The following is a 15,022-nucleotide window of genomic DNA, read 5'->3' as shown; positions in this document are numbered from 1 at the left end:
ACTGTTGGTCGACTTCCTTCACAGCAGTCGACTAACAGCCGACCCTACACCACCGCTACAACGACCAAAGGCCGGGGGCTTACGCCCCCAGCCTTGGCTGCATCGCCGCGAATCGGTGACGATGCAAGGTAACTGCTTACTTGACTTCGACAGTCGCGCCAGCAGCTTCCAGGTCCTTCTTCATCTTCTCGGCTTCTTCCTTCGAAGCGTTGTCCTTCAGGACGCCGCCGGCTTCGGCCAGGTCCTTCGCTTCCTTCAGGCCCAGGCCGGTGATGGCGCGGACGGCCTTGATGACTTCGACCTTCTTCTCGCCGGCAGTCTTCAGGGTGACGACGAATTCGGTCTGCTCTTCAACAGCAGCAGCCGGGCCAGCGGCAGCAGCCACGGCAACCGGAGCAGCGGCGGAGACGCCGAACTTCTCTTCGATGGCCTTGACCAGCTCCATCACTTCCATCAGGGACTTCTCGGCGATGGCGTCGACGATCTGTTCGTTGGTAAGGGACATGATTAATACCTTTGGATGATTTTCTGGATTGAGGTCCCGTCAGGAACCACGGTAAGTCGAAACTCAGGCGGTCTCGGCGGCCGGCTCGGCAGCGTCAGCGGCGACATCGCCACCCCCCTGCTTCTCGCCAACGGCCTTGATGGCGCGGGCAAACATCGTGACCGGCTCGGTCAGGACGCGGGCCAGCATGGCCAGGGCCTGGTCGCGGGTCGGCAGCGATGCCAGCACGTCGACGTGGCTCGCCGGGAACACTTCACCACCGATGGCGACGACCTTAGCCTTCAGCTTGTCGTTGCCCTTGGCGGCTTCCTTGATCAGGCGACCGGCAGCGCCGGGCTCCTCGAGCGAGAACGCGTACAGCAGCGGACCAACCATCTGGTCCTGGGCGACTGCGAACTCGGTGCCTTCAACGGCGCGCGAAGCCAGGGTGTTCTTGACAACCTTCAAGAAAACACCGGTTTCACGAGCCTGCTTGCGCATCGCGGTCATCTGGGCGACCGTGGTGCCAGCGTATTCGGCTGCGATCAAGGAGTGGGCCTTGGCGGCGACGTCTGCCAGCTCGGCGACTACTTCTTGCTTCTGGGACAGATTGAGAGCCATTGCACTCCTCCTATTGAACTCCGCTTACGGCTCCTGCCGTGTGCGGTCCTGTGCGGCATCCGTCCTGGACGCCGGGAACATCGGGATGATGTTCCGGGGGTGGGCCGTTCTAGACCTGGAGTGGGCCAACCTGGGAAACCCAGACGTGCGTGAACCAGAAAAACTCCAGAAGGGCACCATCTACGCAGGGTGATTCCGGGGAATCGATTAAGCGCTCCTGACTGCTCCGGCGGCGACTCCTTGCCAGATCGAGCCTCCATGCCCGTCGCCGGTATTGCCACGACCGCGCCTGCGGTCTTTGACGGCTACCGCGGGCGATGCACTGCCAGCGATGCCTTCAAATGTCACGGTCACGGCACCCGGGGCACCGTGACCGCTTGAAACAATTACTTCAGGGTCAGCGACGACTGGTCGACGGTGACGCCCGGGCCCATCGTCGAGCTGACCGAAACCTTCTGCAGGTAGGTGCCCTTCGAGGTGGCCGGCTTGGCCTTGATCAGGTCCAGCAGCAGCGCGGTCAGGTTCGACTTCAGCGCGTCTTCGGCGAAGTCGGCCTTGCCGATGGTGCAGTGGATGATGCCGGCCTTGTCGGTGCGGTAACGGACCTGACCCGACTTGGCGTTCTTCACGGCTTCACCCGGGTTCGGGGAAACGGTGCCGACCTTCGGGTTCGGCATCAGGCCGCGCGGGCCCAGCACGGTGCCCAGCTTACCGACGACGCGCATGGCGTCCGGGGTCGCGATGACGACATCGTAGTTCAGATCGCCGGCCTGCATCTTCTCGGCCAGGTCATCCATACCGACGGCGTCGGCGCCAGCAGCCAGGGCTTCGTCAGCCTTGGCACCGGCCGGAGCGAACACGGCGACGCGGACCGACTTGCCGGTACCGGCCGGCAGCACGGTGGAGCCACGGACCTGCTGGTCGGACTTCTTCGCATCGACGCCCAGGCGCACGGCGACGTCGATCGACTCGACGAACTTGGCCTTGGTGGCGGTCTTCAGGATGTTGATCGCGTCCTCGAAGGCGTATGCCTTGCCCGGAACGACGGCGGCCTTGATGGCCTTCTCACGCTTGGTCTGTGCCATCTTATTAACCCTCCACCACGAGGCCCATGGAACGGGCAGAGCCAGCGATGGTACGCACGGCGGCGTCCAGGTCGGCGGCAGTCAGATCCGGTTCCTTCGCCTTGGCGATCTCTTCCAGCTGCTTACGGGTGACCTTGCCGACCTTCTCGGTGTTCGGGCGCTTGGAGCCCGACGAGATGCCAGCGGCCTTCTTCAGCAGGGTGGTAGCCGGGGTGCTCTTGGTGATGAAGGTGAACGTACGGTCCGAGTAGGCCGTGATGATCACCGGAACCGGCAGACCCGGCTCGAGCTTCTGCGTGGCAGCGTTGAACGCCTTGCAGAATTCCATGATGTTCAGGCCACGCTGACCCAGCGCAGGACCGACCGGCGGCGAGGGGTTGGCCTGACCGGCCTTCACCTGCAGCTTGATGTAACCGACAACTTTCTTTGCCATGTGAGTGCTCTCCGGGTGCTAGCGCCTTTCGACAACAGGCTCCCCATCGGACCGGGAATCACGCGTCCCGGCATCGCGTTTTGAAATCATGCTGAAGGCCACCTTGCGGCGGCCTCGTCCTGCTGGCTTCCCCAGCGGGGAGCCGCGCACTATAACAGGTTTTTTCTTCACATGCCTGAAGCGGCAGGTAAACGAACGGAACCGGGCCAGGCCCGGTTCCCTTTGGAGAGTCGAGCCATGCCCGACTACCGCACCATCCAGACCCCGGAGTCGAGCATGGCTCGACTCGACAGGACAGGTCAGACGGCCTTTTCGACCTGGCCGAACTCGAGCTCGACCGGAGTGGCACGACCGAAGATCAGCACCGAGACGCGCAGACGGCTCTTCTCGTAGTTGACTTCTTCGACGACGCCATTGAAATCGTTGAACGGACCGTCGGTGACGCGGACCATCTGGCCCGGCTCGAACAGCACCTTCGGACGCGGCTTCTCGACACCCTCCTGAACGCGGTTCAGGATGGCCTCGGCCTCGGAATCGGCGATCGGCAGCGGGCGATCAGCGGTGCCGCCGATGAAGCCCATGACCCGCGGGGTTTCCTTGACCAGATGCCAGCTTTCGTTGTCGATGCGCGGAATGCCGGCTTCCTCGTGGGTCTCGATCTGGACCAGCACGTAACCCGGGAAGAACTTGCGCTCGGAACGGCGCTTCTGGCCGGCGCGCATCTCGACCACTTCCTCGGTCGGGACCAGGACGTCGCCGAAGCGCTCTTCCATGCCATCACGGACGATGCGATCGCGCAGAGCCTGCGCCACCGACTTCTCGAAGCCCGAATAGGCGTGAACGACGTACCAACGCTTCATGCAATTCTCCTTAGCGGCTCAGGAACCACTGAGTCAGTTTCTGGATCAGGAAGTCGAAGCCACCCAGCAGCAGGCTGAGGATGAGCACCACGACGATCACGACCCAGGTCATGCGGACGGCTTCCTGGCGCGTCGGCCAGACCACCTTGCGCAGTTCGAAGCGCGACTCGGAGAGGAATTCGCGGGTGTCGCGCCCCTTGCCGGTCAGCATGAACACGCCGATACCGCCAACCAGACCGACCACGACCGCCAATGCACGCAACTGACCCGCCCACGCACCCAGCTGGGCGGCGCGACCGGAGTCCGCGGAGAACCAGAACCAGACGAACAGACCGGCCAGCACCAGCAGCGATGCGGCGACATACTTGACGATATCTCCACCGTTGGCGGAGTTGTCCTTGGAGTGTTCGATCTTGCTATTCATCCGGCTGTGTCTGCTTTAGCGGCCCAGGCCGCTGGATAAGGTGGGCAGATGGCACGCCAGGAGGGACTCGAACCCCCAACCTGCGGTTTTGGAGACCGCTGCTCTGCCAATTGAGCTACTGGCGTACGTTGAAAACTTGCCTTCCCTTAGACGGCGAAGGCGGACCGAGGTTCCCGGCCCGCCATTCGCGTAACCGGCGGCGCTATGCAACCACCGGTACTGCAGGCTTACTCGATGATCTTCGAGACCACGCCGGCGCCGACGGTACGGCCGCCTTCGCGGATGGCGAAGCGCAGACCTTCGTCCATGGCCACCGGGTTGATCAGGGTGACTTCCATCTTGACGTTGTCACCCGGCATCACCATTTCGACGCCTTCCGGCAGCTTGGCGGCGCCGGTGATGTCGGTGGTGCGGAAGTAGAACTGCGGACGGTAGCCGTTGAAGAACGGGGTGTGGCGGCCGCCCTCGTCCTTCGACAGGACGTACACTTCGCCTTCGAACTTGGTGTGCGGCTTGATCGTGCCCGGCTTGGCCAGCACCTGGCCACGCTCGACGTCGTCACGCTTGGTGCCGCGCAGCAGCAGGCCAGCGTTGTCGCCTGCCTGACCCTGGTCCAGCAGCTTGCGGAACATTTCAACGCCGGTCACGGTGGTCTTCTGCACCGGACGGATGCCGACGATTTCGATTTCGTCGCCAACCTTGATCACGCCGCGCTCGATACGACCGGTCACCACGGTGCCGCGGCCCGAGATCGAGAACACGTCTTCCACCGGCATCAGGAACGGCTTGTCGATCGCACGCTCCGGCTCCGGAATCCAGCTGTCCAGCGCGTCGACCAGCTTCAGGATGGCCGGCACGCCGATGTCGCTCTGGTCGCCTTCCAGCGCCAGACGGGCCGAACCGGCGATGATCGGGGTGTCGTCGCCCGGGAACTCGTACTTGCTCAGCAGCTCGCGCACTTCCATCTCGACCAGCTCGAGCAGCTCGGCGTCGTCCACCATGTCGGCCTTGTTCAGGAACACGACGATGTACGGCACGCCGACCTGGCGCGACAGCAGGATGTGCTCACGGGTCTGCGGCATCGGGCCGTCAGCGGCCGAGCACACCAGGATCGCGCCGTCCATCTGGGCGGCACCGGTGATCATGTTCTTGACGTAGTCAGCGTGGCCCGGGCAGTCAACGTGGGCGTAGTGACGGGTCGGGGATTCGTATTCGACGTGCGCGGTCGAGATCGTGATGCCACGCGCCTTTTCTTCCGGCGCGGCGTCGATCGAGGAGTAGTCCTTGAACTCGCCACCGAAGCGCTCGGCACCGATCTTGGTCAGTGCGGCGGTCAGCGTGGTCTTGCCGTGGTCGACGTGACCGATGGTGCCGACGTTGACGTGCGGCTTGGTGCGCTCGAACTTACCCTTGGCCATGGCTGCTTATCTCGAATTCGTCTGAGAGGTGATGCTTAAGATGGTGCTCACGAAAGGAATCGAACCTTCGACCTCTTCCTTACCAAGGAAGTGCTCTACCGACTGAGCTACGTGAGCCGAGTTTTGCATTATGACATGAACTCGATAATATTCAAAGTTCATTCAATGGAGCGGGAGACGGGAATCGAACCCGCACCATCAGCTTGGAAGGCTGAGGTTCTACCATTGAACTACTCCCGCGCCGGGAATGTCACAACGTGAAACTGGTGGAGGGAGGTGGATTCGAACCACCGAAGGCGTAAGCCAGCAGATTTACAGTCTGCCCCCGTTGGCCGCTTGGGTATCCCTCCTTACCACCCCAACCCGTTGCCGCCGAAGCGTTGCGGTGTGTGGTGGTGAGCCGCTTATTCTGCTGATCAGGCGGGGGGCTGTCAACGCTTTTTTCCATCTTTTTCACACGTTGTCGCAAACCCATTGATACGCAAGGTTATTGCCCAGGAACCGGCAGGGTCTCGCTGGCGAAAATTGCGACATGGGGGACGCCGTCGGCGCCGATCCAGCCCCGATACATGCCCCGGGTGTTGAACGGCATGGCCATTTTTCCGTCTGCGGCAAGCACGATCGCGCCGCCGTCGCCGCCCATCTTCGGAATCATCTCGTTGATCACGCCCCTGCCGGCCTGCTCCGGCGTCTGCCGCTGGTAGCGCATGCGCGCACAGATCTCGTGCGCGGCCGCAGTCCGGATGTAGTACTCGCCCCAGCCGGTGCCCGATACCGCGCAGCCCGCGTCGGCCCAGGTACCGGCGCCGATGATCGGCGAATCACCCACACGGCCATAGCGCTTGTTGGTCATGCCACCGGTGGAGGTGCCGGCGGCAAGCTGCCCCTGCGCATCCAGGGCAACCGCGCCCACCGTGCCGAAGTGCCTTGCGGTCTCCAGGTCGGCGTGCGCCTGGCCACTGGCCTCTTCCTTCAATGCGCGCTGCAGTTGCTGCCAGCGCTTGTCGGTACGGAAGTAGGATGGATCGACAAGGCCGATGCCCTGCTCCACCGCGAATGCCTCGGCACCCTGCCCGACCATCATCACGTGCCTGGACTTCTGCATCACGGCCTGGGCCAGCAGGATCGGGTTGCGCACCCGCTGCACGCCGGCCACCGCACCTGCAGCCAGGGTGGCGCCATCCATCACTGCGGCATCCAGTTCGTTGTGGCCGTCATGGGTGAACACTGCGCCCTTGCCGGCGTTGAAGGTCGGATCGTCCTCCAGCACGGTGATTGCCGCAGTGACGGCTGCAAGCGCCGGGCGACCGGCCGCCAGTTCGGCGTGGCCCTTCAGCAGCGCCGCGCGCAACGCGTCGCGCGCAGCCTTCTCTTCAGCCGGCGACAGGTCCTTGCGCTCGACACCGGCGCCGCCGTGGATGACCAGCAACGGCGAGGCGGCCGGGGCGGCCTGGGCAAGCAACGGCAGGGACAGCAGCGCGGACAGCACCAGGCGCAGTTTCATCGGGTACATCTCCAGCAGGTGTAGTGAAAGGATTGCACCGGTAGTGCCGGCCGCTGGCCGGCATCGGTCGCATCAGGAAGGTGGGTTGCCGGCCAGCGGCCGGTACTACCGAAGCGTGAACTCGATCTCGCCGTCGCTGACGTCGGCCACGGCCTGGTAATCGGCCTCGGCCTGGAAATCATCCAGCCGCATGCGGCTGCCGCTGGCGACCACCGTCACCGGCACCGCATGGAAGCGCAGCGGCTCGCCCTCCACCAGGCGGTCGGCGTCGCGGCCGGGGCTGACCACCCAGACCTTGCCTTCGCCATCTGCGCTGTAGACCTGGGCCCGGCCATCGGGCTCAACGCACAGGGCGGTGTCCTCATCGACGCCGATGCCGACGATGTCAGGGTCGCCGCTGTCCTGGGCGGCACGTGCCACGAACACGATCAGGCGACCGAGCCGGTCACGCTTGTCGAAATGGGTGTCGGTGACCACGCGCTGCAGGTAGGGCATCTGCAGGAAGCCGCTGTCCAGGGTCACGGCACTGCCCATCGGGTCGGCCAGCGCACCGGCCGAGGTGATGCTGCCGCCATCCATGGCGCCATAGGCATAGCCGCCGAGGATGGCCAGGCCAGCGCTGGTACCGGCAATCGGCTTGCCGGCGCGCACATGGGCGTTGAGTGCACGGTTGAGTGCGGTGCCCTTCCAGAAGCGGATATAGCGGGACTGGTCGCCGCCGGCAATGAAGATGGCATCGGCCGCCGCGACCACGCGCAGCACCGCCGGATCATCGGCACCGCGGCGGCTGTCGAAGACCAGGGTCTGCACTGCGGTAGTGCCGCCGATCTCGCGGTACAGGCGGTCCTGCAGTTCGTCGCCACCGGAGGCGCGCAGAATCAGCACACGGCCATTGCCGGCCTGCTTCAGCCACCACTGGAAGGCCTCCGGCACCCACTCGCCACCGCCCATCAGCATCATGGCGGGCGCGCGCGGACCGGGACGCGGGGATTCCAGATCGCCGATTTCGTAATAGGCGAAGCCGGGGCCCTGCAGGTCCTGCGCGGGCGTGGCCAATGGCCAGGCCAGCACCAGCAGCGCCAGCCAGGCGAAGGGGCCAGGCAGGGTCCGGTCGAGGCGTCGCATCTTGATCTCCCTGAACAAAATCGACTTGCAAGCGTTTTCACTCTTTGCCAGATAGGGGTCCAGTAGTCAAGGACATGAAAAAGGCGTTAAATGCGCGCGCCCATTCCGGAAGTCTGAATGGGGGACAGGGCCCCTCCTCTGCGGGCCGGCTTCATTTCCGAGAATTCCTCATGCGTAGACAGGCGATGGCGTGGTCGATCCAGCTGGCGTTGATGGGCGTGGCTGCTTCCGCGGCGGCCCAGGCACCGGCTTCCTCTTCGGTGCAACAACTGGACGCGGTGCAGGTCACCGGCTCGCGCATTCCGCGCGCCCAGGTGGAAGGCCCCGCTCCGATCACGGTGATCAATGCCGAGCAGATCCGCTCCAGTGGCTTCACCAGCGTGCCGGACGTGCTGCGTGCAATGACCCAGAACGGCGGTGAGACGCAGAGCCAGCAGTCTTCCAGTGGCGCCGACTTCTCGCCGGGCGCCCAGCAGGTGGACCTGCGCGGCCTGGGCCCGAACCACACGCTGGTGCTGGTCAATGGTCGGCGTATTGCCGATTTCCCGATGCCGTTCAAGGGCCGCAGCAACTTCACCGATGTCTCCAACATCCCGCTGGGCATGATCGAGCGCATCGAAGTACTGACCGGCAGCGCCTCGGCCATCTACGGCTCGGACGCGATCGCCGGCGTGGTCAACTTCATCCTGAAGAAGAAGGCCGACGGCACCACGATCGACATGCGCATGGGCACCACCAGCGAAGGCGGCGGCGAGTCGTTCGACATGAGCCTGGCCAGCGGTTTCAGCCGTGGCAACTTCAACGCCGTGTACAGCGTCGAGCTGCAGTCGCAGACCCCGCTGTGGGCCTATGACCGTGACATCCAGGACTCGACCCGGGATGGCCCCACCGAGGGTTCGCGCATCGCGCGCCGTGCCTATCTGCGCACCGACTACAACGATGACTACCTGGACCCGGGCGCCGCCACCTGCGAAGCGCTGTCCGGCCAGAACCAGGGCAGCACCTATCGTGCCTACCGCCCGAAGTACGGCTACTACTGCGGCAGCGACAGCTCGATCGGCTACGGCACCATCCTCAGCAAGCGCCGCGGCGCCAACGGCTACGCGTCGCTGAGCTACGACTTCGACAATGGCCAGCAGTGGTTCGCCGACGTGCAGCTCGGCTACCACACGATGTCGCTGATGCGCGACGTCACCCAGTGGGGCCGCATGGATGCCAACGGTGATGAGTCGGGCTACTTCAACAATGAAGCCACTGGCGAGATCGAGTTCTGGCAGCGCCAGTTCTCGCCCGAGGAAATGGGCGGCCTGCGCAACGCCATGGTGCGCAGCACTCAGAAGACCTTCAGCGTGACCACCGGCTTCAAGGGCAACCTGATTGGCAACTGGGATTACGAAGCGGCGTTGAGCCATTCGCAGTACCAGTCGCACATCAGCTGGGCACAGATCATTGCCGCCAAGGCCAATGACCTGTTCCTCGGCCCGCAGCTGGGCGTGGATGACGACGGTTTCCCGGTCTACAACGCCGATCCGTCACGCCTGTACCGTCCACTGACCCGCGCCGAGTACGACTCGATCGCCGCGCGTACCACCTACACTCCGAAGTCGCGCACGGAAACCGCCGCCTTCACCCTGACCAACGCAGCACTGTTCGCACTGCCCGGTGGCGATGCCGGGTTTGCCGCGACCGTGGAAGTGGGCCAGCAGGCCTATTCTCTGAACCCCGATCCGCTGGCGACCGGGTACTACTACTACAGCTGGAAGGATTCGGACGGCAAGGGTTCGCGCAACCGCTGGGCGACGGCTGCGGAGCTGCGCATGCCGCTGCACGACACGGTCAACCTGAGCGTGGCGGGCCGCTACGACCAGTACCGCTATTCCGGACACAGCATCGGCAAGGCGACCTGGAGCGGCGGCCTGGAATGGCGCCCGATCGATACCCTGCTGGTGCGCGGCTCCTACGGCACCGCATTCCGTGCACCGGACCTGCACTATGTGTTTGCCGGACCGGGCAACGACGAGACCAGCGCCGAGGATCTGTACACCTGCCGCCTCGAGGAGGCCAGCGACTGTTCCGATTACGAGCGCAACCTGATCCGCAGCCGCACCGGCAACCGCCAGCTCGACCCGGAAACCAGCACCTCGTGGAGCGCCGGCTTTGTCTGGTCACCGGCGATCGGCCTGGACCTGTCGGTGGACTGGTTTGACATCGATATGCGCAACCAGGTGCAGGACATGGACGTGCGCACGCTCCTGGCCAACGAAGCAAACTGCCGCCTGGGCAGCGCCGACATCAATTCGCCGACCTGCGTGGACGCGCTCGCCCGCATCACCCGCAGCAACGACGGACGCCTGTATGGCGTGCGCGTGGAGCCGATCAACGTCGCCCGCGAATCCACCTCCGGCATCGACGCCGGCCTGCGTTATCGCCTGCAGACGGGCATCGGCGATTTCATCTTCAACGGCACGCACACCTGGGTGAAGAAGCATGATTTCCAGCGCTACCCCGGCGACCGCACCGAAGACCAGTTCGCGGTCAACAGTGGCTTCGACATTCCGCGCACCAAGACCAGCCTGAGCGTGACCTGGGAGAAGGATGCGTGGTCGGCAACGGTGTACGGCTCGCGCCTGGGCAAGCTGCCGACCTCGGACAGCTACGACCAGGTGTTCGACTGGGACAGCGGCGACAGCCCGTACGTGAAGGCGACCTATCGCTACAACGCCTCGCTGCAGTACCGCGTCGACGACCACTCGCGCCTGTCGCTGTCGGTGGTCAACGTGTTCAACAAGATGCCGCCGAAGGACCGTACCTACACCGCTTACCCGTACTACGACGTGTCCTGGTTCGACAGCGTCGGCCGCACGATCAACCTGCAGTACACCCACAAGTTCGGTGGCAGCGCACTGTAAGTGCCTGGCAGCGCCGATACAGGAGACCCCCGCTTCGGCGGGGGTTCTCTTTTCCGCCGCCTGAACGGTACCCACGCGCAGGCTCCGGCCTGACCGGCCAGCGGGGGATTTTAGGAAACAGCTGATTCCGCGCCATCAGCGCCGCTCCCTAGCATCGTTGCATGTTCCGCTTTCCCCGCCCTTCGCTGCAGCAGGCCGTGCCATCGACCACCGCGTCGGTGTTGCTGCGCTGCCTGACCGTCTGCGTCTTCATCTGCCTGGCCGCCGCGGCCGGGTTTTACCTGCTCACGGCATTCACCGAAGACATCTCGACCCATCGCCGCGAGATGAATGCAGCGGCCTACAAGGCACAGATCTATTTCGACCAGCGCGAAGCCCTGCTGCGCTACCTGGGTGATTCGGTGCTGGCCGGCAACCCGGATGCACCGGCCGCAGACAGCGAGGGCGTGCGCCAGCTGCCGCTGGATGGTCCCGGTGGCCAGCCGGGCCAGCGGCTGCTGCTGTCAGCGCGCGCCGAGCACACGCTGCAGGCACTGCAGACGCACCTGCTGCTGATCGATGCACGCGGCGCGCACTGGCTGGCCGGCGGCGAGGTCGACGTCGACCTGGTGCACCTGCCATCGCTGCGTGCGCTGCAGGCACGCAGCGGCAGCCTCGAGGGTGCAGACCCGGTGTACTGGCTGCGGCCGGGTGACAGTGGCGTTGCGCTGGCGCAGCCGGTACAGGCGGGCCCCCAACCGGCGCAGTGGCTGGTGCTGCTGCTCGATGGCGCGGCGGCGGCGAGCATGATCGATGGCCAGGGCATTGGCGGTTACGCGCTGCTCGACCGTGCGGGGCAGCCTGCATTGTCCAGCCAGGCACCGCGGCTGGATGGTGCGGGCTGGAAGACCCTGCGGGAGCGCCAGGACGACAGCTTCGGCACGTTGTGGAGCGGCGGCCTGCCGCGCGGCGTAGCGCTGGTGAAAAGTGTCGGCAATGACGGCTGGCGGTTGGTCTACCACCTGCCGCCGCCGCTGCTGCTGGGCGACCTGGCCGTGCCCCTGCTGGTCTGCGTGCTGTTGCTGCTGCTGGCCGGTGTTGCGCTGCGCCTGCTACGGCATCGCGTTGACCTCCAGCTGATCCAGCCGGCCCTGCAGCAGCACCGCCGCCTGCTGGAGAACCTGGACTTCAGTTCGACGGTGATCGACATGGCGCCGGTCGGCATCTGCGTCCTGCGCCGCAGCGACCGCGCGCTGCTGCTCTCCAACCAGCTGCTGCGCGACTGGCTCGGCGAAGAAGGCGAACACAGCGACTGGCAGGCACCATGGCGCGGACATGCCGGCGAACGCGGGCGTGGACTTGAATTCACCGCCCGCGATGGGCGCCAGCTGCAAGTGCTGCACGCGGCCTGCCGCTACCAGGGCGATGACGTGCTGCTATGCGTCTTCCATGATATTTCCCGGCACCGCCAGGCACAGGCCGCACTGTCGTCGGCACGCCAGGCCGCCGATGCGGCCAACCAGGCCAAGAGCGCGTTCCTGGCCACCATGAGCCATGAGATCCGCACCCCGCTGTATGGCGTGCTGGGCACGCTGGAGCTGCTGGGGCACACCTCGCTGGACGCCCGGCAGTCGCAGTACCTGCGCACCATCGAGAGTTCCTCGTCGGTCCTGCTGCAGTTGATCAGCGATGTGCTGGATGTTTCCAAGATCGAGTCAGGACAGCTCAGCCTGGAGCCGACGGCGTTCTCGCCGCGCGAGCTGACCGAGAGCGTGCTGCGCAGCTTCGCCGCGTCGGCCACCTGCAAGGGCCTGCAGATCCTGGTCTGTACCGATCCGCGCCTGCCGACACGGGTGCTCGGTGATGCCGACCGCATCCGCCAGGTGCTGGGCAACCTGCTCAGCAACGCGATCAAGTTCACCGAGCATGGTCGGGTGGTATTGCGCGTGCGCCAGGTGCAGCGCGAAGGTGAATCGAGCGTGCTGGCATGGCAGGTGACCGATACCGGCGTGGGCATCGCTGCGGAGGAACAGGCGCGGTTGTTCGAACCGTTCCGCCAGGTCCGCGGCGCAGCCAGCGCGCAGGGCACCGGCCTGGGCCTGTCCATCAGCGACCGCCTGGTACGCCTGATGAGCGGCGAGCTGCAGGTGGTGAGCGAACCCGGGCTGGGCAGCAGCTTCAGCGTCCGCCTGCCGTTGCCGGTGCTGGCCGCTGCCGAGGATGGCCCCACACTGCTGCCGGAACCACCGATCCTGGTGCGCGGCCGCGACCGCGAGCTGGTCGACAGTGCCTGTGGCTGGCTGTGTCGCTGGGGCGCCAACGCGCAGCCCCTGCTTGGTGACCCGGCGTTGCTGGACCATGACGGTGCGATCCTGATGGATGGCGAAGCCGGGATGCCGCTGGCCTGGTCGGGCCCGCGCGTGGTGGCATCGATCGAGGGCGGTGACCAGCCGATCACTGCCGGTGATGGCAGCCTGGTGGTGACCCAGCACAGCATGACCGCGATCGGCAAAGCGCTGGCCAGCGTGCAGCAGCAGCGTGCAGCGCAGCCGGTGGCCACGCGTACGGCACCACCGATGCCTCTGGGCCTGCGTGTGCTGGCCGTCGAGGACAACCCGATCAACCGGGTGATCCTGGCCGAGCAGCTGCGCACCCTCGGCTGCGACGTGGAGCTGGCACAGGATGGCATGGAAGCGTTGCAGCGGTGCCGTGAGCAGTGCTTCGATCTGGTGGTGACCGACATCAACATGCCGCGCATGGACGGCCACGCGCTGGCCCGCCAGCTGCGCGATGACGGCAACCCGGTACCGGTGATCGGCGCCACCGCCAATGCCACCGCCGAAGAGCGCGAGCGCTGCCTGGCCAGTGGCATGCAGGGCTACCTCAGCAAACCCGTCGACATCGCCCGCCTGCGCAAGGCGCTCACCACCCTGCGCCAAGGAGACCCCGCATGACCCAGCGCGTCCTGATCCTGGAAGACCAGCCCTTCCAACGTGGTTTCCTGGCCAATCTGTTCGGCAGCCGCGCCGGTGTCCAGGTCGATGCCTGCGAAGACGTGGATGCCGCCATCGCACTGTGTGCCTGCCAGCCCTACGACCTGGTGGTCAGTGACCTGCTGATGCCCGGGCAGGACGGCATCCAGTTCATCCAGGCACTGGCGGCGCAACCACGCCCGCCGCGCCTTGCCGTGGTCAGCGCGGCCCCGCGGCGGATGATGACCTCGGCACGGCTGATGGCCGAATCGCTGGGGCTGGATGTGATCGGCCTGCTGCCCAAGCCGGTGGCGGCCGCCGACGTGGACGCGCTGTTCGAGGCGCTGGCGCAGGCGCGCCCGGCCACCGACAAGGCCCCCTCACTCGCGGCAGCGGCAGTCCCCGAACCGGATGCGTCGCAGCTGCGCCAGGCGATGGCCGATGGCAGCCTGACGGCGTGGTTCCAACCCAAGAAGTCACTGCAGTCCGGACGGGTGGTGGCGGCCGAAGCACTGGTGCGCTGGCGCCACCCGCAGCTGGGCACGCTGGCCGCCGGCAGCTTCCTGCCGGCGATCTGCCGCTACGGGCTGGAGGGCGACCTGCTGCGGATGATGCTCAAGGCCAGCATCAGCGCACAGGCGCGTTGGCGCAAGCAGGGCTTCCGGGTACCGGTGTCGATCAACCTGCCGCCTCATCTGCTGGAGCAGTCGGACCTGCCCGATGAGCTGCTGGCGCTGACCCTGGCCCACGGCGGGACGCCCGGCGAGTTGTGCTTCGAACTGATGGAGAACAGCACCACGCGGCACGTCAGCGACTTCTATGCCGGTGCCTGCCGGCTGCGCATGAAGGGCTTCGGCTTGGCCCAGGATGATTTCGGGCAGGGCCTGAGCTCGGTCCACAACCTGGTCAATACCCCCTTCACCGAGGTCAAGATCGACCGCGCGCTGGTCAGTGGCTGCGCCCGTGACCCGGCCCTGCACCTGACCCTGTCGACGGTGATCGCACTGGCCAACCAGCTGGGCCTGACCATCGTGGCCGAAGGCGTGGAAAGTGATGCCGACCTGGCCGCCCTGCGGCAGCTGGGGTGCAGCCAGGTGCAGGGGTTCCTGATCTCGCAGGCGCTGCCGTCCGACGCGTTCACCCGCTTGCTGGACGAAGAAGCACCGCAACTGGACGCAAGACCGCAGGCTGCCCTGCGCTGACGCGGA

The 15,022-nt window shown here is 65.5% G+C and carries 12 protein-coding genes and 4 tRNA genes; 3 read left to right on the top strand and 13 right to left on the bottom strand.

Annotation, left to right across the window (positions count from 1 at the left end; genetic code table 11):
- Positions 1-136: 136 nt before the first annotated feature.
- The 13 genes from rplL to ACSYHF_RS03895 form a co-directional block, all read right to left on the bottom strand.
- Entirely contained in the window at positions 137-505 is a 369-nt protein-coding gene (gene rplL, locus ACSYHF_RS03955) for a 50S ribosomal protein L7/L12 (RefSeq protein WP_005415408.1), read from the bottom strand.
- Positions 506-568: 63 nt separating this feature from the next.
- On the bottom strand, positions 569-1,105 hold the full coding sequence (gene rplJ / locus ACSYHF_RS03950) for a 50S ribosomal protein L10 (protein WP_005408203.1): 537 nt from the start codon (positions 1,103-1,105) through the stop codon (positions 569-571).
- A 386-nt stretch (positions 1,106-1,491) separates the two neighbouring features.
- Complete coding sequence (gene rplA / locus ACSYHF_RS03945; RefSeq protein ID WP_005415407.1) at positions 1,492-2,190, bottom strand: 50S ribosomal protein L1; 699 nt, start codon at positions 2,188-2,190, stop codon at positions 1,492-1,494.
- A 4-nt stretch (positions 2,191-2,194) separates the two neighbouring features.
- Entirely contained in the window at positions 2,195-2,623 is a 429-nt protein-coding gene (rplK, locus tag ACSYHF_RS03940) for a 50S ribosomal protein L11 (RefSeq protein WP_004145248.1), read from the bottom strand.
- Positions 2,624-2,922: 299 nt separating this feature from the next.
- A complete protein-coding gene (nusG, locus tag ACSYHF_RS03935) occupies positions 2,923-3,483 on the bottom strand; it encodes a transcription termination/antitermination protein NusG (RefSeq protein ID WP_004154362.1) in 561 nt (186 codons plus the stop codon).
- 10 nt (positions 3,484-3,493) lie between these two features.
- The gene (gene secE, locus ACSYHF_RS03930; RefSeq protein WP_004145202.1) at positions 3,494-3,907 is read right to left on the bottom strand and encodes a preprotein translocase subunit SecE; all 414 of its coding nucleotides are present in this window, start codon (positions 3,905-3,907) and stop codon (positions 3,494-3,496) included.
- Positions 3,908-3,956: 49 nt separating this feature from the next.
- A tRNA-Trp gene (locus ACSYHF_RS03925) sits at positions 3,957-4,032 on the bottom strand.
- A gap of 102 nt (positions 4,033-4,134) precedes the next feature.
- Positions 4,135-5,325 carry an elongation factor Tu gene (tuf, locus tag ACSYHF_RS03920; protein WP_065178958.1) on the bottom strand — a complete coding sequence of 397 codons (1,191 nt, stop codon included), beginning with the start codon at positions 5,323-5,325 and terminating at the stop codon, positions 4,135-4,137.
- A gap of 41 nt (positions 5,326-5,366) precedes the next feature.
- Positions 5,367-5,442: transfer RNA gene (locus ACSYHF_RS03915), tRNA-Thr, on the bottom strand.
- Positions 5,443-5,491: 49 nt separating this feature from the next.
- A tRNA-Gly gene (locus tag ACSYHF_RS03910) sits at positions 5,492-5,565 on the bottom strand.
- A 24-nt stretch (positions 5,566-5,589) separates the two neighbouring features.
- Positions 5,590-5,675: transfer RNA gene (locus ACSYHF_RS03905), tRNA-Tyr, on the bottom strand.
- A 137-nt stretch (positions 5,676-5,812) separates the two neighbouring features.
- Positions 5,813-6,829 carry an isoaspartyl peptidase/L-asparaginase family protein gene (locus tag ACSYHF_RS03900; protein WP_005415406.1) on the bottom strand — a complete coding sequence of 339 codons (1,017 nt, stop codon included), beginning with the start codon at positions 6,827-6,829 and terminating at the stop codon, positions 5,813-5,815.
- A 105-nt stretch (positions 6,830-6,934) separates the two neighbouring features.
- Positions 6,935-7,954: a cyanophycinase gene (locus tag ACSYHF_RS03895; protein ID WP_053499349.1), complete on the bottom strand. Its 1,020-nt coding sequence runs from the start codon at positions 7,952-7,954 to the stop codon at positions 6,935-6,937.
- Between the two features lie 170 nt (positions 7,955-8,124).
- Between ACSYHF_RS03895 and ACSYHF_RS03890 the strand changes: the two genes are divergently transcribed.
- From ACSYHF_RS03890 to ACSYHF_RS03880, 3 genes are all read left to right on the top strand, one after another.
- The gene (locus ACSYHF_RS03890; RefSeq protein ID WP_188247894.1) at positions 8,125-10,863 is read left to right on the top strand and encodes a TonB-dependent receptor plug domain-containing protein; all 2,739 of its coding nucleotides are present in this window, start codon (positions 8,125-8,127) and stop codon (positions 10,861-10,863) included.
- A gap of 161 nt (positions 10,864-11,024) precedes the next feature.
- Positions 11,025-13,796 carry a response regulator gene (locus ACSYHF_RS03885; protein ID WP_447576097.1) on the top strand — a complete coding sequence of 924 codons (2,772 nt, stop codon included), beginning with the start codon at positions 11,025-11,027 and terminating at the stop codon, positions 13,794-13,796.
- Entirely contained in the window at positions 13,793-15,016 is a 1,224-nt protein-coding gene (locus ACSYHF_RS03880) for an EAL domain-containing response regulator (RefSeq protein ID WP_447576096.1), read from the top strand. The genes ACSYHF_RS03885 and ACSYHF_RS03880 overlap by 4 nt, the downstream gene beginning before the upstream one ends.
- Positions 15,017-15,022 lie beyond the last annotated feature (6 nt).

The sequence above is a fragment of the Stenotrophomonas maltophilia group sp. P373 genome, assembly GCF_053295075.1.
This window is presented reverse-complemented; position numbering and strand designations above follow the sequence as displayed.